The 23522-nt window shown below is 73.2% G+C and carries 19 protein-coding genes; 11 read left to right on the forward strand and 8 right to left on the reverse strand.

Features of this window, described 5'->3' with window-relative positions:
* Positions 1-97 precede the first annotated feature (97 nt).
* Genes J7I94_RS10655 through J7I94_RS10665 form a run of 3 tightly spaced genes read left to right on the forward strand, consistent with a single transcriptional unit; the run spans position 98 to position 2630 of the window.
* On the forward strand, positions 98-1531 hold the full coding sequence (locus J7I94_RS10655) for a S8/S53 family peptidase (RefSeq protein ID WP_215166752.1): 1434 nt from the start codon (positions 98-100) through the stop codon (positions 1529-1531).
* Positions 1532-1590: 59 nt separating this feature from the next.
* On the forward strand, positions 1591-2166 hold the full coding sequence (locus J7I94_RS10660) for an RNA polymerase sigma factor (RefSeq protein ID WP_215166753.1): 576 nt from the start codon (positions 1591-1593) through the stop codon (positions 2164-2166).
* Positions 2163-2630 carry a hypothetical protein gene (locus tag J7I94_RS10665; RefSeq protein WP_215166754.1) on the forward strand — a complete coding sequence of 156 codons (468 nt, stop codon included), beginning with the start codon at positions 2163-2165 and terminating at the stop codon, positions 2628-2630. The genes J7I94_RS10660 and J7I94_RS10665 overlap by 4 nt, the downstream gene beginning before the upstream one ends.
* 42 nt (positions 2631-2672) lie before the next feature.
* Here J7I94_RS10665 and J7I94_RS10670 read toward each other — a convergent pair whose 3' ends face one another.
* The 4 genes from J7I94_RS10670 to J7I94_RS10685 all read right to left on the reverse strand — a co-directional run bounded on the left by J7I94_RS10670 (position 2673) and on the right by J7I94_RS10685 (position 8370).
* A complete protein-coding gene (locus J7I94_RS10670; protein WP_215166755.1) occupies positions 2673-3896 on the reverse strand; it encodes a cytochrome P450 in 1224 nt (407 codons plus the stop codon).
* A 95-nt stretch (positions 3897-3991) separates the two neighbouring features.
* Complete coding sequence (locus tag J7I94_RS10675) at positions 3992-4777, reverse strand: N-formylglutamate amidohydrolase (RefSeq protein ID WP_215166756.1); 786 nt, start codon at positions 4775-4777, stop codon at positions 3992-3994.
* 128 nt (positions 4778-4905) lie between these two features.
* A complete protein-coding gene (locus J7I94_RS10680) occupies positions 4906-7125 on the reverse strand; it encodes an NADP-dependent isocitrate dehydrogenase (protein ID WP_215166757.1) in 2220 nt (739 codons plus the stop codon).
* 159 nt (positions 7126-7284) lie between these two features.
* Positions 7285-8370: a mechanosensitive ion channel family protein gene (locus tag J7I94_RS10685; RefSeq protein WP_215166758.1), complete on the reverse strand. Its 1086-nt coding sequence runs from the start codon at positions 8368-8370 to the stop codon at positions 7285-7287.
* Positions 8371-8918: 548 nt separating this feature from the next.
* On the opposite strand from J7I94_RS10685, the gene J7I94_RS10690 reads away from it, so the two are divergent.
* Positions 8919-10082 (forward strand): AAA family ATPase, encoded by a 1164-nt coding sequence (locus J7I94_RS10690; protein WP_215166792.1) that lies wholly within the window; start codon positions 8919-8921, stop codon positions 10080-10082.
* A 23-nt stretch (positions 10083-10105) separates the two neighbouring features.
* Positions 10106-11725 (forward strand): VWA domain-containing protein, encoded by a 1620-nt coding sequence (locus J7I94_RS10695; RefSeq protein ID WP_215166759.1) that lies wholly within the window; start codon positions 10106-10108, stop codon positions 11723-11725.
* Between the two features lie 28 nt (positions 11726-11753).
* Here the strand turns inward: J7I94_RS10695 and J7I94_RS10700 are convergent, their stop codons facing one another.
* On the reverse strand, positions 11754-12653 hold the full coding sequence (locus J7I94_RS10700) for a lysylphosphatidylglycerol synthase transmembrane domain-containing protein (protein ID WP_215166793.1): 900 nt from the start codon (positions 12651-12653) through the stop codon (positions 11754-11756).
* Positions 12654-12884: 231 nt separating this feature from the next.
* On the opposite strand from J7I94_RS10700, the gene J7I94_RS10705 reads away from it, so the two are divergent.
* Complete coding sequence (locus J7I94_RS10705; RefSeq protein ID WP_215166794.1) at positions 12885-14768, forward strand: ABC transporter ATP-binding protein; 1884 nt, start codon at positions 12885-12887, stop codon at positions 14766-14768.
* Here J7I94_RS10705 and J7I94_RS10710 read toward each other — a convergent pair.
* Positions 14755-15660 (reverse strand): AraC family transcriptional regulator, encoded by a 906-nt coding sequence (locus J7I94_RS10710; protein WP_215166760.1) that lies wholly within the window; start codon positions 15658-15660, stop codon positions 14755-14757. The two genes, J7I94_RS10705 and J7I94_RS10710, sit on opposite strands and share 14 nt — an antisense overlap.
* 86 nt (positions 15661-15746) lie before the next feature.
* Here J7I94_RS10710 and J7I94_RS10715 point away from each other — a divergent pair, with 86 nt between their 5' ends.
* Genes J7I94_RS10715 through J7I94_RS10725 form a run of 3 tightly spaced genes read left to right on the forward strand, consistent with a single transcriptional unit; the run spans position 15747 to position 18186 of the window.
* On the forward strand, positions 15747-16307 hold the full coding sequence (locus J7I94_RS10715; protein WP_215166761.1) for a quercetin 2,3-dioxygenase: 561 nt from the start codon (positions 15747-15749) through the stop codon (positions 16305-16307).
* A gap of 11 nt (positions 16308-16318) precedes the next feature.
* Positions 16319-17281, forward strand: coding sequence for an amidohydrolase family protein (locus tag J7I94_RS10720; RefSeq protein WP_215166762.1), 963 nt, complete (start codon positions 16319-16321; stop codon positions 17279-17281).
* Between the two features lie 14 nt (positions 17282-17295).
* Positions 17296-18186 (forward strand): alpha/beta hydrolase, encoded by an 891-nt coding sequence (locus tag J7I94_RS10725; protein ID WP_308114538.1) that lies wholly within the window; start codon positions 17296-17298, stop codon positions 18184-18186.
* An 18-nt stretch (positions 18187-18204) separates the two neighbouring features.
* Here J7I94_RS10725 and J7I94_RS10730 read toward each other — a convergent pair whose 3' ends face one another.
* Positions 18205-18726 carry a MarR family winged helix-turn-helix transcriptional regulator gene (locus tag J7I94_RS10730; protein ID WP_215166763.1) on the reverse strand — a complete coding sequence of 174 codons (522 nt, stop codon included), beginning with the start codon at positions 18724-18726 and terminating at the stop codon, positions 18205-18207.
* 109 nt (positions 18727-18835) lie between these two features.
* Here J7I94_RS10730 and J7I94_RS10735 point away from each other — a divergent pair, with 109 nt between their 5' ends.
* Positions 18836-20209 carry an MFS transporter gene (locus J7I94_RS10735; RefSeq protein WP_215166764.1) on the forward strand — a complete coding sequence of 458 codons (1374 nt, stop codon included), beginning with the start codon at positions 18836-18838 and terminating at the stop codon, positions 20207-20209.
* Here J7I94_RS10735 and J7I94_RS10740 read toward each other — a convergent pair.
* Positions 20150-21439: a cytochrome P450 gene (locus J7I94_RS10740; protein ID WP_215166765.1), complete on the reverse strand. Its 1290-nt coding sequence runs from the start codon at positions 21437-21439 to the stop codon at positions 20150-20152. The genes J7I94_RS10735 and J7I94_RS10740 overlap by 60 nt on opposite strands.
* A gap of 374 nt (positions 21440-21813) precedes the next feature.
* Between J7I94_RS10740 and ctaD the strand changes: the two genes are divergently transcribed.
* Positions 21814-23520, forward strand: a complete 1707-nt coding sequence (gene ctaD, locus J7I94_RS10745; RefSeq protein ID WP_215166766.1) for a cytochrome c oxidase subunit I — start codon at positions 21814-21816, stop codon at positions 23518-23520.
* Positions 23521-23522: the final 2 nt, after the last annotated feature.

The following is a 23522-nucleotide window of genomic DNA, read 5'->3' on the forward strand; positions in this document are numbered from 1 at the left end:
GTGGCAGCGCACCACGTCACACAGGTGCGGGTCTGTATCAATCAGCTGTCTCCGGACTCTGATTGACGAACGCCGCCTCCGGGGGAGAGGACCCGCCATGGCACCACAGCGATTCCGCGAGCAGTTCGACCACATCCAGCGCTCGATGCCCGACGTCCCGCTGGCGATGGGCCCCGACGACTCCGCCGAGTTCCTCTACGAGAAGGGCGTCGTCCTCGCCCGCGACGGCGAGGAGGCACGCGTCGTCGAGGACACCGTCCGGGAGCACTTCACCGCCGTCGCCGGGCTCGACGCCGACCACGTGCGCCGCGCGAGCCGTGAGACCAACCGCTGTGGCATCACCCGTATCCAGGTCGGCGACCCGGGCCAGGGCACCGGCGCCGGCGACCCGGCCGTCGCGAACGCCCTGCGGTCCCTGAGCGCCGCCGAGGGCCGCGCACAGCGCCGTCTGGTCAGCCGCAACCACGTCGTGCACATCGCCGTCAACGCCTGCCCCGGCGACGAGCCCGTTCCGGTGCCCCGCACCGAACCGCCCAACCCGGCGGCGGCCGGCACCCCGTACGACCCCGGCTCGGCGGTCGGCGTCCTCGTCATCGACACCGGCCTCACGCGCGACCACCGGTCCAGCCCGCTGCTCGCCCACACCCGGGGCGACCTCCAGATCAAGGAGTGGGACGAAGCCGGCGTCCTGATGCAGTACGTCGGCCACGGCACCTTCATCGCCGGGCTCCTCGCGGCCGTGGCGCCCAACACCGACATCACCGTGCGCAACACCCTCAACGACGCCGGGGCGATCCTGGAGTCCGAGTTCGGCGAGAAGCTGTTCGAGGCCGTCGACCAGGACGGCTGGCCCGACGTCATCAGCCTCTCCGCCGGCACCCCCAACGGCCGCACCGACGGCCTGCTCGGCGTGCACGCCTTCATGGAGGAGCTGCGCACCCGCGGCACCCTCCTGGTCGCCGCCGCCGGCAACAACGGCAGCGCCACGCCGTTCTGGCCCGCGGCCTACGCCGACCTGCCCGGCTGGGAGGACTCCGTGCTGTCGGTCGGCGCGCTGCGCTCCGACGGCGAGGGCGGCGCCTGCTTCTCCAACCACGGCCCCTGGGTCAAGGCGTACGCCCCCGGCGAGCGCCTCACCAGCGCCCTCACCGGCTTCGACACCCCCGTCCCGTACGTCTACCAGCACTCCACCTACGACGCCTGCCGGTACGGCTCCGCCTACGCCTGCACCTGCCAGGCGCCCCGGCACACCGGCCTGCTGAGCGAGCCGGGCGAGGCGCCCGCCAAGGCGGACCAGGTGATGTTCGAAGGGAACGCGCAGTGGAGCGGCACCTCGTTCGCCACCCCCGTCGTCGCCGGCCTGATCGCCGCGCACATGACGGCGCACAAGGAGACCGACGCGCGCACGGCCCGGGGACAGCTCCTGGCGTCGAACACCGCGTACACCGAGGTGCGCGGCGGGCACGTACCGGCGCTGCTGCCGCCCACCTGGCGACCGGTCCCCGTCGAACCCCCGGCCGACGGGGCATGAGGGGCGGAACGGCCCCTTCCACGGCGTACGATGGCGTGTCGTACACGAGGGGTGGGGCCGTGGACCGTACAGATGTCGGGGCGCTCGTCCAGTCCGCCGCCGACGGCGACGCGGCGGCCTGGAAGGCGCTGGTGGAAGGGCTGGGCCCGCTGGTGTGGTCCGTGGCGCGGGCGCACCGGCTGTCGGACGCCGACGCGCACGAGGTGTACCAGACCGCCTGGTTCCGCTTCGCCCAGCACCTGGGGCGCATCCGGGAACCGGAGAAGGCGGGCTCCTGGCTGGCCAGCACCGCGCGCAACGAGTGCCTGAAGGTGCTCAAGGCGGCCCGTCGGTGGACGCCGACGGACGATCCGCAGCTGCTCGACCGGGTGAGCGAGGACCTCACACCGGAGGAGTCGGTGCTCGACTCCGAGGAGGCCGCCGCGCAGAGCGAGCGGGTCCGGTGGCTGTGGCAGGAGTTCGAGGAACTGGGCGAGCGGTGCAGGCAGGTGCTGCGTGTGCTGATGGCGTCGCCGCCGCCCAGCTATCAGGAGGTGTCGGCGGCGCTCGGTATCGCCGTCGGCAGCATCGGACCGATGCGTCAGCGCTGTCTGAGGCGCCTGCGGGCGCGACTGGAAGCCCGGGGGGCGGCATGAGCGAGATGCGTGACGAGAGTGTGGACGACGGGTTCGACGACTCGCTGCTGGAGGAGGAACTGCGGCAGGCGGCCGCCATCCTGGACCCGATACCGGCCGAGCTGAGCCGGATCGCCGTGGAGGCGTTCGCGCTGCGCGACCTGGACGCCGGACTCGCCGAGCTGACGTTCGACTCGCTCGTCGACGCCCTGCCCATCCGGGGCGAGACGGACCCGCCGCGGATGCTGACCTTCCGCGCCGGGGAGGTGAGCTTGGACATCGAGGTGAGCGCCGAGGGCCTGTTCGGACAGGTGATGCCGCCGCAGTCGGCCCGGATCGAGGTGCTGAGCGGGCTGCGGACGGCCCGGTCGCTCGCGGCCGACGACATGGGACGGTTCACGGACGAGGCACCGCCGTCCGGCCCGTTCGCGCTGCGGCTGCGGGCCGGCGGGGAGGTCGTCGTCACCGAGTGGCTGCGCGCCTGAGCCGTAGGTCACCGGGCGCAGGGCAGGGTCCGCGGGCCCGCGTCACCAGGCGCAGGGCAGGGTCCGCGGGCCGCGGATCATGGTCCGGCGCCGCCAGGCGACCTGCTCGGGGCCGCCCGCCAGCCGCAGCCCGGGCAGCCGGTCCAGCAGCGTGCCGACGAGGAGCTCCAGCTGCAGCCGGGCGAGCACGGCGCCGGTGCAGTAGTGCGGCCCGTTGCCGAAGGCCAGGTGCGGGCCCGCGTCCCGGCCGGGGTCGATCCGGTCCGGGTCGGGGAAGACGTCCGGGTCGCGATTGGCGGCCAGGTAGGAGACGTAGACGGGGTCGCCCGCGCGGATGCGGTGGCCGCGCAGCTCGACGTCCTCCCGCGCGATCCGGGCCAGGCCCACCGAGGAGCGGTGCGGGATGTAGCGCAGCAGCTCGTCCAGGACGGCGCCCCGCTCCTCGGGCCGCTCCCGTGTCCGGGCCATCAGCTCGGGGCGGGTGAGCAGCAGGTACAGCATCTGGCCGCAGTTGTGGGTGACGGCCTCGCCGCCGATCTGCAGCGGCCCGGCCAGCCCGATCGCCTCCTGTTCGGCGACCTCGCCGCGCGCGACGGCGGCACCGAGCAGGGAGTAGACGTCCTCGCCGGGATCGTGCGCGCGGGCCCGGACGGTCTCGGTGATCCAGCCGTACAGACTGTTCTTGGCCCGCTCGGCGCCCTCGACCCCGCCGGAGGTGGAGATGATCTCCCGGGTCCAGGAGTGCACCCGCTCCCGGTCGGCGGCCGGCACCCCCATCACCTCGCTGACGACGGCGATCGGGAAGGGTTCCAGGACCCGCTCGACCAGGTCCGCGGGCGGCCCGTCCCGCACCACGCCGTCCACCAGGGCGTCCAGCATCTCCTGCGCCCGGGGCCGCAGCCGCTTCATCGCGCCGACGGTGAACGCCCCGGCCACCGCGCGCCGCAGCCGGTTGTGGTCGGGCTGGTCGGCGAAGGCGAGTGAGCCGGGGCGGGGCTTGAAGTGCGGTGCCATCCGCGTCACCTGGCGGCGGGTCACCTCCGACCGCTCGAACCGCGGATCGTTGGTGATCAGCTTCACGTCCTCGTGCCTGGTGGCCAGCCACGCCCAGCCCTCGCCGTGCGGCAGCCGGATGCGGGTCAGCGGGCCCTCGCGCATCAGCTCGGCGAGGACCGGGTCGAACTCCGTACCGTCCAGGTCGAGCGCGGGCCAGTCCCGCACCGGGGGCGGGTTCCGGTCGGTGAGTGTGCTGGTCTCCTGCGTCATTCCCCCACCTTCACCGGGCGGGGGGCCCATGTCGCGCGGGAGTGCTCCAGCCGATGGTCGGCCGGGGGCGGGGCAGGGCGGGCGGGCCGGGCCGGTCAGCCGGAGACCGCGTCGACGAGGGCGGCCAGGGACGTGGCCAGCCGGGGCAGTCCGGGGCCGGCCGGACCGCCGGGCTCGGTCATGTACGTGTCCCGGCGGATCTCCACCATCAGCGCGCCGACCTCGGCCCGCTTCCCGTAGAAGTCCAGCGGTACGTACGTCCCGCTGAACGGGCTGTCCAGCCCCGTCTCCCCGCACGGCGCGAACGCCTTCCGGGCCGCGGCGAGCAGTTCGGGCGAGGTGTGGAAGCCGTCCGTGCCCAGGCAGACCGGCGGACGCGGCCCCGCACCGTGCAGCTCGTAGGGCAGCGGCTCGGTGGGGTACGAGTGCACGTCGATGATCACCGCGCGCCCGGTGGCGGCGAGCCGGCCGGCCACCGCCTCGGTCATCGCCCGCGCGTACGGCCGGAAGTACCGCTCGATCAGCGGCTCCGGGTCGGTGCCGTCGCCCCGCAGGACCTCACGGTGCGAGGTCCGCGTGTACACGGCGCCCATCCCGACGGCCGTCATCTCCTCCCGTTCGTCCGGGAACCGCTCCGGGTCGACGACCAGCCGCGAGGCCCCGTTGACGAACCGCCAGGGGGTGAGGCCGGCCAGGCCGGCCGCCGCCTCGGCGATCCGTGCCGTGTGCGAGTCGGTGATGTGGTCCAGCTCCCGTTCCAGCGCGGCGTCGTCCAGGACGATGCCGGGGCGTACGTCGGCGGGTATGTGCCGTGAGGAGTGCGGCACGTGGAGGATCACGGGGGACGCGGGGGCGCCGGGGACGAGTGCGAAGGACGCCATGGACTGCTCCGTGAGGACGTGGAAACAGGACGTGAAAACAGGACGTGGACAGGGGGCGGGACAGACGGACACCCCGCCTCCGCACGGGCGGAGACGGGGTGTCCGTCTGCCTTCGGGCCGGGTGAGGATCAGGCGAGGGTCGCCAGCGCCTCGTTCCAGGTCGCCGACGGGCGCATGACCTCGGCGGCCTTGGCCGGGTCGGGCTGGTAGTAGCCGCCGATCTCCGCGGGCTTGCCCTGGACGGCGTTCAGCTCCTCGACGATCTTCGCCTCGTTGGCGGTGAGCGTCTCGGCGAGCGGGGCGAAGGCCTTGGCCAGCTCCGCGTCGTCGGTCTGCGCGGCCAGCTCCTGGGCCCAGTACAGGGACAGGTAGAAGTGGCTGCCGCGGTTGTCGATGCCGCCGACGCGACGGGTCGGGGACTTGTCCTCGTTGAGGAAGGTCGCCGTCGCGCGGTCCAGGGTGTCCGCGAGGACCTTGGCGCGGGTGTTGCCCGTGGCCTCGGCGAACTGCTCCAGGGACGGCACCAGCGCGAAGAACTCGCCCAGCGAGTCCCAGCGCAGGTAGTTCTCCTTGACCAGCTGCTGGACGTGCTTCGGCGCGCTGCCGCCGGCGCCCGTCTCGAACAGGCCGCCGCCCGCCATCAGCGGGACCACCGACAGCATCTTGGCGCTGGTGCCCAGCTCCAGGATGGGGAAGAGGTCGGTGAGGTAGTCGCGCAGCACGTTGCCGGTGACCGAGATGGTGTTCTCGCCGCGGCGGATGCGCTCCACCGACAGCTTGGTGGCCTCGACCGGGTCGAGGATCCGGATGTCCAGGCCCTCGGTGTCGTGCTCCGGCAGGTACTCCTTGACCTTGGCGATCAGGTTGGCGTCGTGGGCGCGGCCCTCGTCCAGCCAGAAGACGGCCGGGTCGCCGGTGGCGCGGGCGCGGGTGACGGCGAGCTTCACCCAGTCGCGGATCGGGGCGTCCTTGGTCTGGCAGGCGCGGAAGATGTCCCCGGCGGAGACCGTCTGCTCCAGGACAGCGTTGCCGTCGGCGTCGACCAGACGGACCGTGCCCGTGGTGGGGATCTCGAAGGTCTTGTCGTGGCTGCCGTACTCCTCGGCCTTCTGCGCCATCAGGCCGACGTTCGGGACCGAGCCCATGGTGGACGGGTCGTAGGCGCCGTTGGCGCGGCAGTCGTCGATGACGGCCTGGTACACGCCGGCGTAGGAGGAGTCCGGGATGACGGCGAGGGCGTCGTGCTCCTGGCCGTCGGGGCCCCACATGTGGCCGGAGGTGCGGATCATGGCCGGCATGGAGGCGTCGATGATGACGTCGGAGGGCACGTGCAGGTTGGTGATGCCCTTGTCGGAGTCGACCATCGCCAGCTCGGGGCCCTCGGCCAGCTCGGCGTCGAAGGACGCCTTGATCTCGGCGCCCTCGGGCAGGGACTCCAGGCCCTTGTAGATGCCGCCCAGACCGTCGTTCGGGGTCAGGCCGGCCGCGGCGAGCGTCTCGCCGTACTGCGCGAAGGTCTTCGGGAAGAAGGCGCGCACCACGTGGCCGAAGATGATCGGGTCGGAGACCTTCATCATCGTGGCCTTCAGGTGCACCGAGTACAGGATGCCCTCGGCCTTGGCGCGGGCGACCTGCGCGGTGAGGAACTCGCGCAGCGCGGCGACGCGCAGCACGGAGGCGTCGACGACCTCGCCCTTCTTCACCGGGACGGACTCGCGCAGCACGGTGGTGCTGCCGTCGTCGCCGGCCAGCTCGATGCGCAGCGCGCCGTCCTCGGCGATCACCACGGACTTCTCGGTGGAGCGGAAGTCGTTCTCGCCCATGGTCGCCACGTTGGTCTTGGACTCGGCGGTCCAGGCGCCCATGCGGTGCGGGTGGGTCTTGGCGTAGTTCTTGACCGAGGCGGGGGCGCGGCGGTCGGAGTTGCCCTCGCGCAGGACCGGGTTGACCGCGGAGCCCTTGACCTTGTCGTAGCGGGCGCGGATGTCGCGCTCCTCGTCGGTCTTCGGGTCGTCCGGGTAGTCGGGCAGCGCGTAGCCCTGGGCCTGCAGCTCGGCGACGGCGGCCTTGAGCTGCGGGATCGACGCCGAGATGTTCGGCAGCTTGATGATGTTGGCCGCGGGGGTCTTGGCCAGCTCGCCCAGCTCGGCGAGGGCGTCCGGGATGCGCTGGTCCTCGGTGAGGTACTCCGGGAACACGGCGATGATGCGTCCGGCCAGCGAGATGTCCCGGGTCTCCACGGGGACACCCGCCTGCGAGGCGTACGCCCGGACCACCGGCAGGAAGGAATACGTTGCCAGGGCCGGGGCCTCGTCAGTGTGCGTATAGATGATGGTCGAGTCAGTCACCGGGTGCTCCGCTCCACGTCTGCAACATTGCTCGACATCAAGATATCTCGTGACCGGCCTGGTCTCGACAGGGGTCCGCCGCGGAGTTCCCGGGCCGGACTTCCGGTCCGGACTTCCGGTCCGGAGCCGACGGGCGCCCGTCGGCTCCGGCCACGGGCGTCAGTCGTGCAGCGGCTGCGCGGCGTCCTCGCCCGTGCGCTGCTGGGGGAAGACCACCGCGCCCTGCTGGAGGGCGACCGTCCGGGCGGGGGAAGGGATGCGGATGCCCTCCTCGCGGTAGCGCCGGTGCAGCCGCTTGATGAACTCGTGCTTGATCCGGTACTGGTCGCTGAACTCGCCGACGCCGAGGATGACGGTGAAGCCGATCCGGGAGTCGCCGAAGGTGTGGAAGCGGATCGCCGGCTCGTGCTCCGGCACGGCGCCGGTGATCTCCGTCATGACCTCGGTGACGATCTCGGCCGTCACCCGTTCCACCTGCTCCAGATCGCTGTCGTAGGCGACGCCGACCTGGACGGTGATGGTCAGCTGCTGCTCGGGCCGCATGAAGTTGGTCATGTTCGTCTTGGCGAGCTGCCCGTTGGGGATCACGACCAGGTTGTTGGACAGGTCGCGGACGGTGGTCTGGCGCCAGTTGATGTCCTCGACGTAGCCCTCCTCACCGCTGCTGAGCCGGATGTAGTCCCCGGGCTGCACGGTCTTCGAGGCGAGGATGTGGATGCCCGCGAAGAGGTTCGCGAGGGTGTCCTGGAGGGCCAGGGCGACCGCCAGACCGCCCACGCCCAGGGCGGTGAGCAGCGGGGCGATGGAGATGCCCAGGGTCTGCAGCACCACCAGGAAGCCGATGGCCAGCACCAGCACCCGGGTGATGTTGACGAAGATCGTGGCCGACCCGGCGACCCCGGAGCGGGAGGTCGTGACCGTCCGCACCAGCCCGGCGATCACCCGCGCCGCGGACACCGTCACGACGAAGATGAGGAGGACCGTCAGCGTCTGGTTGACGGTGTGCTGGATCGTGCGGTTCAGCGGCAGTGCCGCCGCGGCTCCGGCGACCCCGCCCGAGACCGCCGCCCACGGTGCCACCGTGCGCAGCGCGGCCACGATCACGTCGTCCCCGCTCCAGCGGGTGCGGCCGGCGTGTCCGGCCAGCCAGCGCAGCAGCGCGCGCAGCAGGAAGGCGACCAGCAGCCCGGCGGCCAGGGCGATGCCGGCCACCACCAGGTCGTCCACGGTGAGGTCGCGGGTCACCGGTCACCTCCGGGGAGGGAAGCGGCGGCGAGGACCCTCGCCGACGGCCGGATGTGAAGTCTCGTCACGTCGTCACCTGCTCGATTCCGGAAGGGCGATCACACCGCTCGGTGATCTGTTCGAGCGGCGCGACCGCTCATCCTGCCGCATCCCGGCCGGTGGACCGTACCGCGCCCGCCGGCCGGGGGCGGGGCTTCGGCCACCGGGCCGTACGGACGACGGGTACCGCACCACCGCACCGGGCCCGGCCCGGGTACTACGGCGGCGGTCCCGGGCCGGACCGTCCGCGTTATCTTGCTCGGGCGCGAAGCGAGGGGTCAGGCGTCGTTCATTTCGAGGAGTCGTACGTGGGGGCACAGGACGCGCGGGACGCGGGCGTGCGGGACACAGGCGTGCTGCGGGACGCGACCGGGCGGGACGCGGGCGTGCGGGACGCAGGCGTGCTGCGGGACGTGACCGGGCGGGAGGCGAGCGCCGTACGGGACACGAGCGCGGTACGGGACGAGACCGCCGTACCGGAGGCGACCCCCCGGGACACGGCCGCGCGGCTGCGGGCGGTCTGCGGTGAGCTGTCGGACCGCTTCCTGGAGCGGGACGACGTGGTGCGGACGCTGGTGGTGACGCTGCTGGCCGGACAGCACTCGCTGCTGCTCGGCCCGCCCGGCACGGCCAAGTCCGAGCTGGCGCGGGAACTCACGGGCCGGGTCGAGGGGGCCTCCTACTGGGAGATCCTGCTGTCCAAGTTCACCGCGCCGACCAGGATGTTCGGGCCCATCGACGTGGCCGCGCTCGCCCGCGGCGAGTACCGGCAGGTCTACGAGGGCCGCGCCACCACCGCGCACGTGGCGTTCATCGACGAGATCTTCAAGTGCTCCACGGCCGCGCTGAACGAGACGCTGGGCTATCTCAACGAGCGGATCTACCACCCCGAGAACGGCGGCGAGCCGATCCGCTGCCCCCTGATCGGCGCCATCACGGCGAGCAACGAACTGCCCACCGGCGAGGACTCGGCCGCTGTCTACGACCGGCTGCTGGTACGGATCGAGGTCGGCTACCTGGCCGACCCCTCGAACTTCGCCGCGCTGGTCCGCTCCGCCGTCAGCCGCCCGGAGGCACCGGCCAGGACCACCGTCTCGCTGGCCGCGTTGCAGCAGGCCGTGACCGGGGCCGTGCCGGACGTGGCCGTCCCCGACACGATCGTGGACGCGGTGTGCACGCTGCGGGCCGCCCTGCGCCGCAAGGAGCTCGTCGCCTCCGACCGCCGCTGGCGGCAGGCGGTGCGGCTGCTCCAGGCGTCCGCGTACCTCGACGGCCGCCCGGCGGTCGCCGAGACCGACCTGTCGGTGCTGACGCATGTGCTGTGGGACTCGCCCGCCCAGCGCCCGACCGTCGAGCGCGAAGTCCTGCACCTGGTCAACCCGGACGCCAAGGAGGCGCTCGACCTGGCCGACACCCTCGACGAACTGGAGGCCCAGCTCGACGCCATGGCCGGGCAGTCCCGCGAGGCCCTGAGCGAGTGGGTCATCAAGCACGCCCACAACAAGCTCGCCACGGCGGGCAAACGGCTGGAGAAGCTGCGCGCGGAGGCGGCGGGTGCCGGCCGTTCCACCGCCGCCATCGACCGGGTCACCGGCCGCCAGCGCGCGGTCCGCGCCCGGGTCCTCACCGAGGCCCTCGGTGTGGACGCGAGCATGGTGCAGGCCCAGTTCTGAACGGCGGCGAGGACCAACAGGACATGGACGCGACACCTGGCAGGCTCGACGCACTGGTGGCCCGGGCCGGGACCTGGCTGGGCCGTTCGGCCGGCACCCCCGAGCGGCACACCGCGGCCGTGGTCGCGGACCACTTCGAACGGATCGCCTGGCGCGACACCTACGGCCGGGCGGCGGGCCTGCGCGAGCTGGCCGAGGAGCTGAACGAGCGCCACGAGCACGCCACCGACCTGCTGGCCGATGTCTTCCTGGCCGCCTACCAGCCCGTCCCGCTGCTGCGCGAGCGCGCGGAGATGGACCCCTCCCGCCTGGTGAACCACCAGGTCGTCACCGCGCTGGCCGAGTCGGCGGACTTCGCCGAGCTGCGCCGGGAGACGGCCGGCGACCCCTACGCCGCCGCCATGGCCGTACTCGCCCAGGCCGCCGAGCTGCGCCGGATGCTCGCCGGTTCGCGGGACGCGCAGGAACAGGCCGAGCGGGCGAGCGGGGCCCGGCGGGCCGCCGACGGCGCGGCGGGCGCCGTGGGCGAGGCGCTCCGGCAGGCCGCCGAGGAGGCCGGGGCGGACGGCGCCGTGCCGGAGCGGGCCGCCGACGCCGTCCAGCGGGCGATCCGGGCCGCCGAGACCGCCGACGCCGCCGCCCGGCAGGCGGCCCGGGCCGCCCAAGGGGCCCTCGCGGCGGCGGCCGGCCAGGTCCGTGCCGTCGCGCGCACCGCGGTGGCACGGGCGGCCCGGACCGTCCGGGAGGAGGCCGCGCTGACGCGCGCGTGGGGCGTCGGCCCCGGCGAGCTGGAGCGGCTGTCGTTCGACCAGCGGGCCCGGCTCGCCGAACGGCTGCGCACCGGCCGGCTCGCCCGGTGGGCCGAACTGATCGGCCGCTTCCGGCAGATGGCCGGCGGCGAACGCGCCCGCAAGGTGGAGAACACCACCGGGGAACTGGTCGGCGTCACCCTCGGCGACGACCTCTCCCGCGTCATCCCCTCCGAACTGGCCCACCTCGGCCTGCCCGGCCTGCGCGCGGTCTTCGCCGCCCGCTACGCCGCCGGCGAACTGATGCTCTACGACAGCCAGGGCGAGCAGGACACCGGCCGGGGCGCCGTCATCGCGTGCGTCGACACCTCGCACTCCATGTACGCGGAAGGGCCCGGCGGAGTCACCCGGGAAGCGTGGTCCAAGGCCTGTGCCCTGGCGCTGCTGGATCAGGCCCGTGCCGCGCGGCGCGACTTCGTCGGCATCCTGTTCTCCGCCGCCGACAAGCTCCGCGTCTTCCGCTTCCCGGCCGACCGGCCCGCCGAGGCCGCCGAGGTCGTCGAGTTCGCGGAGACCTTCCTCGGCGGCGGCACCGACTTCGAGCGGCCGTTGTCGGCCGCCGTCGACATCCTGGCGGCGGAGTTCGACGACGCGGCGCGCGGGCGCGGTGACATCGTGCTGATCACCGACGACGCGTGCGAGGTCACCGAGGCGTGGACCCGCGGCTGGAACGAGGCCAGACGCCGGCTGGGCTTCCGCCTCTTCGGCGTGGCCATCGGCGTCCCGGACGCGGCCGAGACCGGCTCGGTCCTGGAGGCCCTGTGCGACAACCTGCGTACCGTCGACGACCTCACGGACGTACACGTCGCCGCCGACCTCTTCCGGGTCATCTGACCCCGCGATCCGGTCCGGGGCCGTCCCCTCAGATCACCTTCAGCCGCACCAGTGCCCCCAGCGTCAGCGCCCCCGGCAGCAACGGCAGCCAGACGGTGATGATCCGGTAGGCCAGCACCACCGCCGTCGCCACGGCCGCCGGGCCGCCCGCCGCCACCAGCGCCACCACCAGCGCGGCCTCGACCGACCCCAGGCCGCCCGGCGTGGGCACCAGCGCCACCGCGACCGTCGCCGCCAGGTACGCCAGCGCCATGTGCGCGGCCGGCACCGGCAGCCCAAGCGCCCGCCCCGTCAGCACCAGGGCGGTCGCCTGCAGGGCGGGGAAGGCCAGCGAACCGCCCCACAGGGCCAGCGCCCGCGCCGGACGCGTGTGCACCGAACGGGCCTCGCCGAGCGCGGTGCGCAGGAAGCCGGCCACGGCCGTGCGCACCCGCCGCACCAGCGTCAGTACGCCCGCCGCCACCACCAGCACCGCCACCGTGCCGAGCAGCAGCGGGCCGACGAACCCCTCGGGCAGCAGCGCACCGAGCCGCAGCGCGCCGGGGAAGGCCAGCAGCAGCGCCCCGAGCAGCGCCACCCGGCCGACGCTCTCGGCCAGCAGGTACAGGGCGAGCGCGGCCGAGGAGCGGGCGAGCGGCAGCCCGCACACCGTCATGAACCGCAGGTTGACCGCGCCCGCGCCCAGGCCGCTGGGCAGCAGGTGGTTGGCGGCGCCGGCCGCGAACTGGGTGGCCAGCAGCCGTCCGCCGGGCAGCCGCTGTACCACCGCGCCCTGCCGGGTGCAGGCGGCGGCGACCCAGGTCAGACAGGTGGCGGCGCCGGCGGCCAGCAGCCAGGGCCAGCTGGCCGTGGCGAGGTGCCTGACGCCCTCGGCGAGCACCGACCGCTGCCGCACGGCGACCACGGCGACGAGCACGAGCGGAAGCAGGCACAGGACCTGGCGGATCCGGTGGGCCGGGACGCGGCGCGGACGCCGGGGGGATCGTCCCGGGGGAGCTTCGGGGAGGTGTACGGCTGTCACACCGGCAGAGCGTTCCCGCCTCGCGCCAACTCCCGGTGGCAGCAGCGGGGACGGCGGCTTACGGGCGGACAGCGGACCGCCGTTGACCTCGACGTTGACCTCAAGATTGCTTGAGGTTCTAGCGTCTGCGGCATGAGTATGGAGACCACCGCCTGGACCCAGCTGTACAGCGTCCTCAACGCCGAGCGGGACCGCCGCCCCTTCGTCCGCGCCACCCTGCGCCGCATCGGCGCCTTCGCCCGCCCGCACCGCCGCCGCATCACCTGGTTCGTGCTGCTCGGCGTGGCGACCGCGCTGCTCGCGGTCGCCACCCCCGTCCTGGCCGGCCGCGTCGTCGACGCGATCGTGTCCGGCGGCGACGAGGGCACCGTCGTACGCCTCGCCCTGCTGATCGCCGCGATCGCCGTCGCGGAGGCGGCGCTCGGCATCCTCTCCCGGAGGCTGTCGGCGCGGCTCGGCGAGGGGCTCATCCTCGATCTGCGGACGGCCGTCTTCGACCATGTGCAGCGCATGCCGGTCGCGTTCTTCACCCGGACCCGTACGGGAGCGCTGGTCTCCCGTCTCAACAACGACGTCATCGGCGCCCAGCGGGCGTTCAGCAACACCCTCTCCGGAGTCGTCAGCAACCTGGTGACGCTGCTGCTCACCCTCGCCGTCATGCTCACCCTGTCCTGGCAGATCACCCTGCTCGCGCTGGTGCTGCTGCCCGTCTTCGTGGTCCCGGCCCGCCGCATGGGCCGCCGGATGGCCCGGATGCAGCGAGAGGCCGCCGCCCTCAACGCCGCGATGGGCACCCGGATGACCGAGCGGTTCTCCGCGCCCGGCGCCACCCTGGTCAAACTGTTCGGCCGGCCCGAGGAGGAGTCGGCGCAGTTCGCCGAGCGGGCCCGCCGGGTCGCCGACATCGGCGTGCGCACCGCGACCGCCCAGGCCGCGTTCATCACCGCCCTCACCCTGGTCTCCGCGCTCGCCCTCGCCCTGGTCTACGGCCTCGGCGGCCGGCTCGCCCTGCGCGGCACCCTGGAGCCGGGCGCCGTCGTCGCCCTGGCGCTGCTGCTGACCCGCATGTACGCGCCGCTCACCGCGCTCGCCGGGGCCCGGGTGGAGGTGATGAGCGCGCTGGTCAGCTTCGAGCGGGTCTTCGAGGTGCTCGACCTGAAGCCGCTGATCGAGGAGCGGCCGGACGCCCGCCCGGTCCCCGACGGCCCCGTCGCCGTCGAGTTCGACGACGTCCGCTTCGCCTACCCCTCGGCCGACAAGGTCTCCCTCGCCTCCCTGGAGGAGGTCGCCGCCCTGGACGGCCGGGGCGGCGCCGAGGTCCTGCACGGCATCTCCTTCCGCGCCGAGCCCGGCCGGACCGTCGCCCTCGTCGGCTCCTCCGGCGCCGGCAAGTCCACCGTCGCCCAGTTGCTGCCGCGCCTGTACGACGCCGACTCGGGCACCGTACGCGTCGGCGGCACCGACGTCCGGGAGCTGACCGCCGCGTCGCTGCGCGCCACCGTCGGCATGGTCACCCAGGACGGCCACCTCTTCCACGACACGGTCCGCGCCAACCTCCTGCTCGCCCGCCCCGACGCCGCCGAGGCCGACCTGTGGGACGCGCTGCGCCGCGCCCGCCTCGACGGCCTCGTACGGTCCCTGCCCGACGGCCTGGACACGGTGGTCGGCGAACGCGGCTACCGGCTCTCCGGCGGCGAGCGGCAGCGGATGACCATCGCCCGGCTGCTGCTGGCCCGCCAGCGCGTCGTCATCCTCGACGAGGCCACCGCCCACCTCGACAACACCTCGGAGGCCGCCGTCCAGGAGGCGCTCACCGAGGCCCTGGCGGACCGGACCGCAGTCGTCATCGCCCACCGCCTGTCCACGGTCCGCGCCGCCGACCAGATCCTGGTGATCGAGGCCGGCCGCGTCGTGGAACGCGGCACCCACGACGGCCTCCTCGCCGCCGGCGGCCGGTACGCCGAGCTGTACCGCGGCCAGTTGGAGAACCGGCGGGGCGACGCCGTCCTCAGGGCTTCGTGAGGGTCCGGAACTCGGTGGGCGTCATCCCGGTGCGCTGCCGGAAGAACGCGCTGAAGGCGGTCGGATAGCCGAACCCGATCCGCTCCCCGATGGTGGCCGGTGCCAGCGAGGTGTGGATGAGCAGGCGTTTCGCCTCCAGCAGCACCCGGTCGTCGATGAAGCGTTTGGCGCCGACACCGAGCGCCGCCCGGGTGGCCCGGGTGAGCGTGCGCGGGCTGTAGCCCAGCCGGGCGGCGTAGTCCTCCACCCGGTGGGTCCGCCCGAAGTCCTCCTCGACCGCCCGCCGGAACCGGTGGAAGGGCTCGCTGCCGCCGGTACGGGTCCGGCGGCGCGGGTCGGCGAGGTGGACCAGCCGCACGAGGATCACCGAGAGCAGGTCGCGCAGCGTCTCGACGTACGCCTCCAGCGTCAGGTCGCCGAGCCCGGCGTGCTCCTCGACCAGGGCGTCGAGCAGCCGCAGCAGCGCCGCCTGCCGCGCCGGGTCCGGGGTGATCAGCCGGTACGGGACGTGCTCGCCGTCCCGGATCAGGGCGTCCGTCGCGGCGCTCGGGAAACCGGACGGGAACACCAGTACGGTGGCGTCGGCGTCCCCGGGCCCGTCCGGGAACTGGAGCACCTGCCCCGGCCACACCCACAGCCAGTCGCCCGCGCCCAGCGTGTACGAGGTGAAGTCCACCGCGCACGCCAGCCGCCCGCCCCGTACCGCGACGACCAGGTGGAAGGCCGGGCGCACGGGCCCGGTGAGCGGGCGCTCCCGCTGGTCGGCACGGGCGGCGAGGCCCGGCAGGTCGAGCACCTCCAGCCCCGGTGGCCGGCCCGGTGTCGGGTGGTAGGACACCGTCGGAACACCGCCCGTCGGACGACCGCCCGCGAACTGTCCGTTTTTCTTCATCGCGTGCCCGAGTGTATGCCGACCACCCGCCGGGGCCGGTTCTAGGTTGGCGGGAGCCGTCCGAGCCGCAGAGAGGACCGACCCCCATGACCATCGAGTTCGCCACCCGCTACCGTCAGCGCTCCCACATCCCGCCGGAGCCGGGCAAGCCGTACTTCATCGAGAAGGGCATGGGCGACCGCGCCCACCTCTTCACCGACATGTTCACGATCTACGCCGGCGGCGAGCAGACCGAGAACACGTTCAACTTCTTCACCTGCGAGGGCCCCAAGGGCGACATCATCCCCGCCCACTCCCACCCCGACACCTACGAGGTCTTCTACATCACCGACGGCGCCGTGCGGCTGTTCGTGGAGGACCTGGAGGGCGAGCAGTACGAGAAGCTGCTCACCGTCGGCGACTTCGGCTTCGTCCCGAAGAACTGCCCGCACGCCTACCGCATCGAACGCCACCACAGCCGCATCGTCGGCGTCGCGGCCGGACCGGGCGGCACCTTCGAGCGGTTCTTCGAGAACCTCGGCACCCCCACCGACGAACTCTCCCCGCCGCGGCGGCCGTTCGTGCCCGAGCCGGACAAGTTCGGCACCGTGCCGCAGCAGTACGACGTGAACTTCCTGCCCGACCACCAGTGGCGCACCGGCGAGTGAGGGAGCAGCACATGACCACCCGCACCCCCGGATACCTCGACGTCCACGCCCACTTCGTCACCGACTCCTACGTCCGCCAGGCCCGTGAGGCCGGGCACGAACTTCCCGACGGCGTGCCCGCCTGGCCCACCTGGTCGGCGGCGGCGCACCTGGAGCTGATGGACCGCTGCGGCATCGGGACGTCGATGCTGTCGGTCTCCTCCCCGGGCGTCCACTTCGGCGACGACACCGCCGCCCGCCGGCTGGCCCGCGAGGTCAACGAGGACGGCGCCGAGACCGTACGCGCCCACCCCGGCCGCTTCGGCCTGTTCGCCTCCCTGCCGCTGCCGGACACCGACGGCTCGCTGGAGGAGATCGCGTACGCCTACGACACCCTCGGCGCCGACGGCGTGGTCCTGGAGACCAACACCCACGGCACCTACCTCGGCAACCCGGACCTGGAGCCGGTCTGGGCCGAGCTGGACCGGCGCGGCGCGGTCGTCTTCCTGCACCCGACCTCACCCGTGTGCTGGGAGCAGTCCGCCCTCGGCCGCCCCCGCCCGATGGTCGAGTTCATCTTCGACACCGCCCGCACCGTCACCGACCTGCTGATGTCCGGCACCCTCGGCCGGTACCGGAACCTCACGGTGATCGTGCCGCACTGCGGCGGCGCGCTGCCGGTCCTCGCCGACCGCATCAACGGGTTCATGAAGATGTTCATGCCGGCCGGCACCGACGCCCCGGACGCCGTCGAACAGCTCCGCCGCCTCTACTACGACCTGGCCGGCCCCGCCCTGCCCCGCCAGCTCCCCGCGCTGCTGAACCTGGTCGGCCCCGACCGCCTCCTGTACGGCAGCGACCACTGCTGGACCCCCGCCGCCGGAGTGGAGGCGCACGTCGCGGGCCTGGACGCGGCCCCCGCCCCCGAGGGCCACGCCGACTGGCGCACCCTCACCACGGCCAACGCCCGCCGCATCCTGCCCCGTACCGCCTGACGTAAGGCACCGCCGTGACCTTCCCCTTCCACCTGCTGGCCCCGCCCGACCCGGCCGCCCTGCCGCTGCCGCACCCGGCCCGCCCCGCCGAGGGCGTGACGCTGCTGCGCGGCGCGGTGTACGCCCTCCCCGAGGGGAGCCGCCCGCTCACCGCCGACCTGTGGCTGCCCGAGGACGCCACCGGACCGCTGCCGGTCGTCGTCTTCGTCCACGGCGGCGGCTGGCGGGCGGGGCTGCGCGACGACCTCGGCCCCCGCTTCCGCGACTGGACGCCGGGCCCCTTCGCCCGGCTCGCCCGGGCCGGGTTCGCCGTCGTCTGCCCCGACTACCGGCTCAGCGGCGAGGCCCCGCACCCCGCCCAGCAGGGTGACCTGGCCGCCGTACTGGCCTGGCTGCGCGCCCGCGCGGGCGACCTCGGCCTCGACCCCGCGCGCACCGTCCTGTGGGGCGAGTCGGCCGGCGGACACCTCGCCGCGCTGACCGCCCTGACCCAGCCGCCGGGCACCGTCGCCGGGTGCGTCACCTGGTACGCCCCCACCGACCTGCCCGGCCTCGCCGAGGACCGCCCCGAGGGCACGTACGACGCCCACGACCCGTCCTCCTACGAGGCGCTGCTGCTCGGCGGGCCCCCGGCGGACCGGCCCGAGGCGGCCCGCGACGCCAGTCCGGTCACCCACGCCGGACCCGACGCGCCGCCCTTCCTCCTGCTGCACGGCACCGACGACTCCCTGGTCCCGGCCCGGCAGTCGGTCCGCCTCGCCGAGGCCCTGCGCGCCGCCGGGCACCACCCCGACCTGCGCCTGGTCACCGGGGGCGACCACCTCTGGGTGGGCCTGTCCGACGCGGACGCCGAGGACTGCTACGCCCGCACCCTCACCTTCGCCCGCCGCTGCACGGGCGCCTGAGCGGGCCGTCGGGGCGCGTCACGGGCGGGACTGGCGGGACTCCAGGTCGAGGAGCAGGGCGCGCAGGTCCCCGGCCAGCCGGTCGCGCCCCTCGACGTCCAGGGCGCGCAGCAGATCGGACTCGAAGGCGTAGTGGCCCTCCAGGTCCCGGTCCAGGTCCGCCACGCCCTCCGGGGTGAGACTCACCAGGGAGGACCGCCCGTCGTCCGGGGAGGCCGTGCGGGCGATCCACCCTTCCCGCTCCAGCCGCTTCAGCCGGCCGCTCAGCCCTGCCCCGGAGACCAGCATGGCCTCCCGCAGCCGCGTCGGGGTCAGGGCGTACGGCGGACCGGCCCGCCGCAGCGCCCGCAGGACGTCGAAGTCACCGAGGTTGTTGACGACCATGCCCGGACGCCGGCGCAGCCGCCGGCTCTGCGCCTCCTCGATCAGCTGGGCGAGGCGCTGGACGCGGGCGAGGACCTCGCCCGGCGAGACGTCCAGGCGCGGACAGGCCGCCGCCCACTCCTGGGTCGCGGTGTCGACGGCGTCGGTTCCGGTCATGTTTCGTTCGCGCCCTTCTTTGTGCTGGTTTTCAAGCTTACCAAGCACGACCAGGCACGACTATCTTGGAAATTTGTTTCGCTCGCGAACTACCTATACGCTCGATGGCATGCAAAGTGAAGCCCTCTCACCGGCCGCCCGCGACGCGCTGGCCCCCCGGCGCCGCTCGCCGGGCACCGTGCTGGCGAGCACCAGCCTGGGCACCCTGCTGGTGATCCTGCTGACCTCCGGCCTCAACATCGCCTCCCCCGAGATCCGCTCCACCTTCGACGCGGGGGACACGGCCATCGGCTGGGTCCTCTCCGGCTACACCCTGGCCTTCGCCATGCTGTCGCTGACCGGCGGCGCGCTGACCGACCGGTTCGGGGCGCGGCGGATCTTCCTGGTGGGGCTGGGGATCTTCACCGTCTTCAGCCTCGTGGCCGCCGCCGCCCCCACCGTGGGCCTCGTGGTCGTCGGCACCTTCGGCGAAGGGGTGGGGGCGGCGCTCGTCCTGCCGTCCGCGCTGGCTTTGATCCAGTTCGTGTACCAGGACGTCCCCGGCCGCCTGTCCTGGGCCATCGGCATCTGGGCCGGCGCCAACGCCCTGGGGGCCGCGCTGGGGCCGGTGCTGTGCGGCGCCCTGGTGTCGGTCTCCTCCTGGCGCGCCATGTTCCTGGCCGTCGCCGTCCTCGCCGTCGTCTTCGCCCTGGTGGGACGGCCCGTACTGCCGCTGCTGCGCGGCGGCGGAGCACGGCTGGACCTGCCCGGGCTGCTGGTCATGGTGGTGCTGCTCGGCCTCGTGGCCTTCCTCGCGCACGACTGGCGGGCGCTGCCGCCCGCCGTACTGGCCATCGGCGTCGTCGTCGCCTGCGCGGCGGTCTGGGTCTTCGGCCGGGTCGAGCGGCGCGCGCCCGCGCCGATGCTGCCGCTGAGCCAGTTGCGGGACGTGCCGTTCAGCGCCAACGCCGTCGTCACGGTGGTGGGCACCGCCGCCTTCTTCGGCACCCTGTACATCACCAGCATGGGCTTCCAGGACGAGCTGGGCATGACCCCCTTCGTCGCCGGTGTGGCCCTGCTGCCGCTGGCCGGCGGCAACATCGTCACGGCGCTCGCCGCCGGCCGGGTCATCGGCCGCCTCGGCGTCCGGGGCGCGATGATCCTCGGATCGGTCCTGCTGATCGCCGCCCTGGCCGTCATCCCGCTGGTCTTCGACCACTACGGCGCGCTGGTCGCCCCGCTCGTCCTGATGGGCGCCGGCTGGGGCCTGCTGGTCCCCACCACCTCCGCGGCCGGACTGGCCCGCGCCCAGCGGGGCAAGGAGGGCGTCGCCTCGGGCGTCACAGCGGGCGGCCGGGAACTGGGCGCCGCGCTCGCCGCCGCCGTGCTCCTGCCGCTCGGGATACGGGCGGGCGTCTGGAGCGCGGCGGCGGTCGGCGCCGTCTCACTGGCCGTGGTGCTCCTCGGTGTCCGCCTGCACGGCCGCTCCGGCCCCGGCGCCTGAGCGGCCGGCCGGCCGCAGACGCACGGGCAGCGACTGGTGGCCGTTGCTGATCAGCGATGCCAGCGGAATCAACTCCTCGGCCGGTACGGCGAGTTCGATCTCGGGGAACCGCTCGAAGAGTTGCCGCAGCACGGTGACCAGCTCCAGGCGGGCGAGCGGCGCGCCGAGGCAGAAGTGCACGCCGTGGCCGAACGCCAGGTGGTCCTTGGCCGGCCGGGTGACGTCGAAACGGTCGGCGGCCGGCCCGTGCCAGCCGGGGTGCCGGTTGGCGGCGCCGTACGACGCGAGGATCGCCTCGCCCCGCGCGATCACCTGCCCGTCGGGCAGCGGGATGTCCGCGAGGGCGAACCGCAGGGGGAGGTGTTTGATCGCCGGTTCGTGCCGCAGGGTCTCCTCGACGAGGTCCTCCCAGGTCGACCGGCCGGCCCGGAGGTGACCGAGCTGCTCGGCGTCGGTCAGCAGGGCCGTGACGGCCTGGTCGATGACGTTGACGGTCGTCTCGTACCCGGCGCTGATCATCAGGATCAGCGTGCCGAGCAGTTCCTCGTCGGTGAACCCGCCGCCGTCGCCCTCCTCGTCCCGCGCGGCGATGAGCAGCGAGGTCATGTCGTCGCCCGGCTCGGCCCGCTTGGCCGTGACCAGCCGCTCCATCGCCGCGTACAGCGAGGCGGTGTTGGCGGCGGCCTCCTCGGCGCTGAGCGTGGTGGCGAAGACCCCGTCGACCAGGGCGCGGAAGTCCTTGCGCTGGTCGACGGGGACGCCCATGAGCCGGCCGATCACGGCGATCGGCAGCGGGTAGGCGAGCTGCTCGCGCAGATCCACGACCTGCCCGGCGGGCCGGGCGTCGAGGTCGTCGAGGAGCGAGGTGACGATGGACTCCACGGCCGGGCGCATGGCCTGGATCCGCCGGGCGCCGAAGGCCGGCGCGACCATCCGGCGCAGCCTGCGGTGATCACCGCCGTACGCGGTGAACATGTTGTTCACCGCGACCCACAGGGCGAGGGGCCAGGTGGCGACGGTGTCGACGAAGCCGGGCCAGTGGGCCCGGCCGTCCTTGGAGACCTGAGGGCTGGTCAGCAGCTGTTTGAGCAACCGCGGGTCGCTGACGGACCACGCGGTCACCCCGAGGACGTCCACCCGGGTGGCCGGCCCGCGGGCGCGCAGTGCCCGGTCCTCGGCGTGGTGGTCGGAGGCAGTGGGGTCGAGAACGAAGAGGTTCTGCTCGGACACGGCTTCTCCTTCTGTGGGCGCACAGGCCGGATTTACCCCACCTTTTGTCCACCCACCGGGCGTCCCGTGCGCAAGGCTGATTCCGGCCGATCAGGGACGAACCGGCGGAGGGGCGGATCAGTCGGGAGATGGAGGTTCCGCGCGCGGTTTCACAGGACATGACCGACCGGTGCCCCGGTCTGTGACACCGCGCCTCGCGCCGGAGGGACGTTGGGCCCTGTCGACGGCCGCTGCCGGGGCCGTTCGGCCCTGTCCGGCCGGGGGGCCGCTCCGCGGATCATGGGGCCGCGGCCGGGAGGCGCCGCGGTCATCCCCCGTCGCGCGGTGTCTCCCGGTCCGTGTGCGACTCGAGCGGATGGGGAGGACGTCGTCCCGTGGACGGAACACAGGTGGACCAGGTGGAGCCGGCGGCGAAGGTGCCGGTACGCCCGACAGCGCGGAGCGCGCGCCGGCCGTCGTGGGTGGAGTGGCTGACGACCACCGACCACAAGAGGATCGGGACGCTGTACCTGGTCTCCGCGTTCGCGTTCTTCGTCGTCGGCGGGGTGATGGCGCTGATGATGCGGGCCGAACTCGCCCGGCCGGGGCTCCAGATCATGTCGGGCGAGCAGTTCAACCAGGCGTTCACCATGCACGGCTCGATCATGCTGCTGATGTTCGCCATGCCGCTGTTCACCGGCTTCGCCAACTGGATCATGCCGCTCCAGATCGGCGCCCCGGACGTCGCCTTCCCCCGGCTCAACATGCTCGCCTACTGGCTGTTCCTGTTCGGCTCCTCGATAGCGGCGGCCGGTCTGTTCACGCCGGGCGGCGCGGCCGACTTCGGCTGGTTCCTGTACGCGCCGCTCTCCGACGCCGTGCACTCGCCGCAGGTCGGCGCCGACCTGTGGATCATGGGCGTGGCGCTCTCCGGGTTCGGGTCGATCCTCGGCGCGGTCAACTTCATCACCACCATCGTCTGCATGCGCGCTCCCGGCATGACCATGTTCCGGATGCCGATCTTCACCTGGAACGTGCTGCTGACCGCGCTGCTGATCCTCATGGTGTTCCCGGTCCTCGCGGCGGCCCTGTTCGCGCTGGAGTGCGACCGCAGGTTCGGCAGCCATGTCTTCGACGCGGCCAACGGCGGCGCCCTGCTGTGGCAGCACCTGTTCTGGTTCTTCGGCCACCCCGAGGTGTACATCCTGGCGCTGCCGTTCTTCGGCATCGTCTCGGAGGTCATCCCGGTCTTCGCCCGCAAGCCGATGTTCGGCTACATGGGCCTGATCGGCGCCACCATCGCCATCGCCGGTCTGTCGGTGACCGTATGGGCCCACCACATGTACACCACCGGTGGGGTGCTGCTGCCGTTCTTCTCCTTCATGACCTTCCTGATCGCGGTCCCGACCGGGGTGAAGTTCTTCAACTGGATCGGCACCATGTGGAAGGGCTCGCTGTCCTTCGAGACGCCGATGCTGTGGACCACCGGCTTCCTCATCACGTTCCTGTTCGGCGGACTGACCGGCGTCGTCCTCGCCTCACCGCCGCTCGACTTCCACCTGTCCGACTCGTACTTCGTGGTCGCCCACTTCCACTACACGGTGTTCGGCACGGTGGTGTACGCGATGTTCGCCGGGTTCCACTTCTGGTGGCCCAAGTTCACCGGCAAGATGCTGGACGAACGCCTCGGCAAGCTCACCTTCTGGACGCTCACGGCCGGCTTCCACCTCACCTTCCTCGTCCAGCACTGGCTCGGCGCCGAGGGCATGCCCCGCCGGTACGCCGACTACCTGGCCGCCGACGGCTTCACCGCCCTCAACACCCTCTCCAGCATCGGCTCCTTCCTGCTCGGCATGTCGATCCTGCCGTTCTTCTACAACGTCTGGAAGACCGCCAAGTACGGCACGAAGGTGGAGGCCGACGACCCCTGGGGCTACGGCCGTTCCCTGGAGTGGGCGACCTCCTGCCCGCCGCCCCGGCACAACTTCACCTCCCTGCCCCGCATCCGCTCCGAGGCCCCGGCCTTCGACCTGCGCCACCCGGAGATCGCCCGCACCGGGACCGGGGCCCAGGCCGGGACCGGGACCGGGACGGCGGACTGAGC

This window comes from Streptomyces sp. ISL-12 (assembly GCF_018614415.1).
Classification (GTDB): domain Bacteria; phylum Actinomycetota; class Actinomycetes; order Streptomycetales; family Streptomycetaceae; genus Streptomyces.

What these genes read in the sequence shown, in the direction of transcription:
- J7I94_RS10655 (WP_215166752.1), top strand. Translation starts at nt 98, where the DNA reads ATGGCACCACAGCGATTCCGCGAGCAGTTCGACCACATCCAGCGCTCG.
- J7I94_RS10665 (WP_215166754.1), top strand. Translation starts at nt 2,163, where the DNA reads ATGAGCGAGATGCGTGACGAGAGTGTGGACGACGGGTTCGACGACTCG.
- J7I94_RS10670 (WP_215166755.1), bottom strand. Translation starts at nt 3,896, where the DNA reads ATGACGCAGGAGACCAGCACACTCACCGACCGGAACCCGCCCCCGGTG.
- J7I94_RS10675 (WP_215166756.1), bottom strand. Translation starts at nt 4,777, where the DNA reads ATGGCGTCCTTCGCACTCGTCCCCGGCGCCCCCGCGTCCCCCGTGATC.
- J7I94_RS10695 (WP_215166759.1), top strand. Translation starts at nt 10,106, where the DNA reads ATGGACGCGACACCTGGCAGGCTCGACGCACTGGTGGCCCGGGCCGGG.
- J7I94_RS10705 (WP_215166794.1), top strand. Translation starts at nt 12,885, where the DNA reads ATGGAGACCACCGCCTGGACCCAGCTGTACAGCGTCCTCAACGCCGAG.
- J7I94_RS10710 (WP_215166760.1), bottom strand. Translation starts at nt 15,660, where the DNA reads ATGAAGAAAAACGGACAGTTCGCGGGCGGTCGTCCGACGGGCGGTGTT.
- J7I94_RS10715 (WP_215166761.1), top strand. Translation starts at nt 15,747, where the DNA reads ATGACCATCGAGTTCGCCACCCGCTACCGTCAGCGCTCCCACATCCCG.
- J7I94_RS10720 (WP_215166762.1), top strand. Translation starts at nt 16,319, where the DNA reads ATGACCACCCGCACCCCCGGATACCTCGACGTCCACGCCCACTTCGTC.
- J7I94_RS10730 (WP_215166763.1), bottom strand. Translation starts at nt 18,726, where the DNA reads ATGACCGGAACCGACGCCGTCGACACCGCGACCCAGGAGTGGGCGGCG.
- J7I94_RS10735 (WP_215166764.1), top strand. Translation starts at nt 18,836, where the DNA reads ATGCAAAGTGAAGCCCTCTCACCGGCCGCCCGCGACGCGCTGGCCCCC.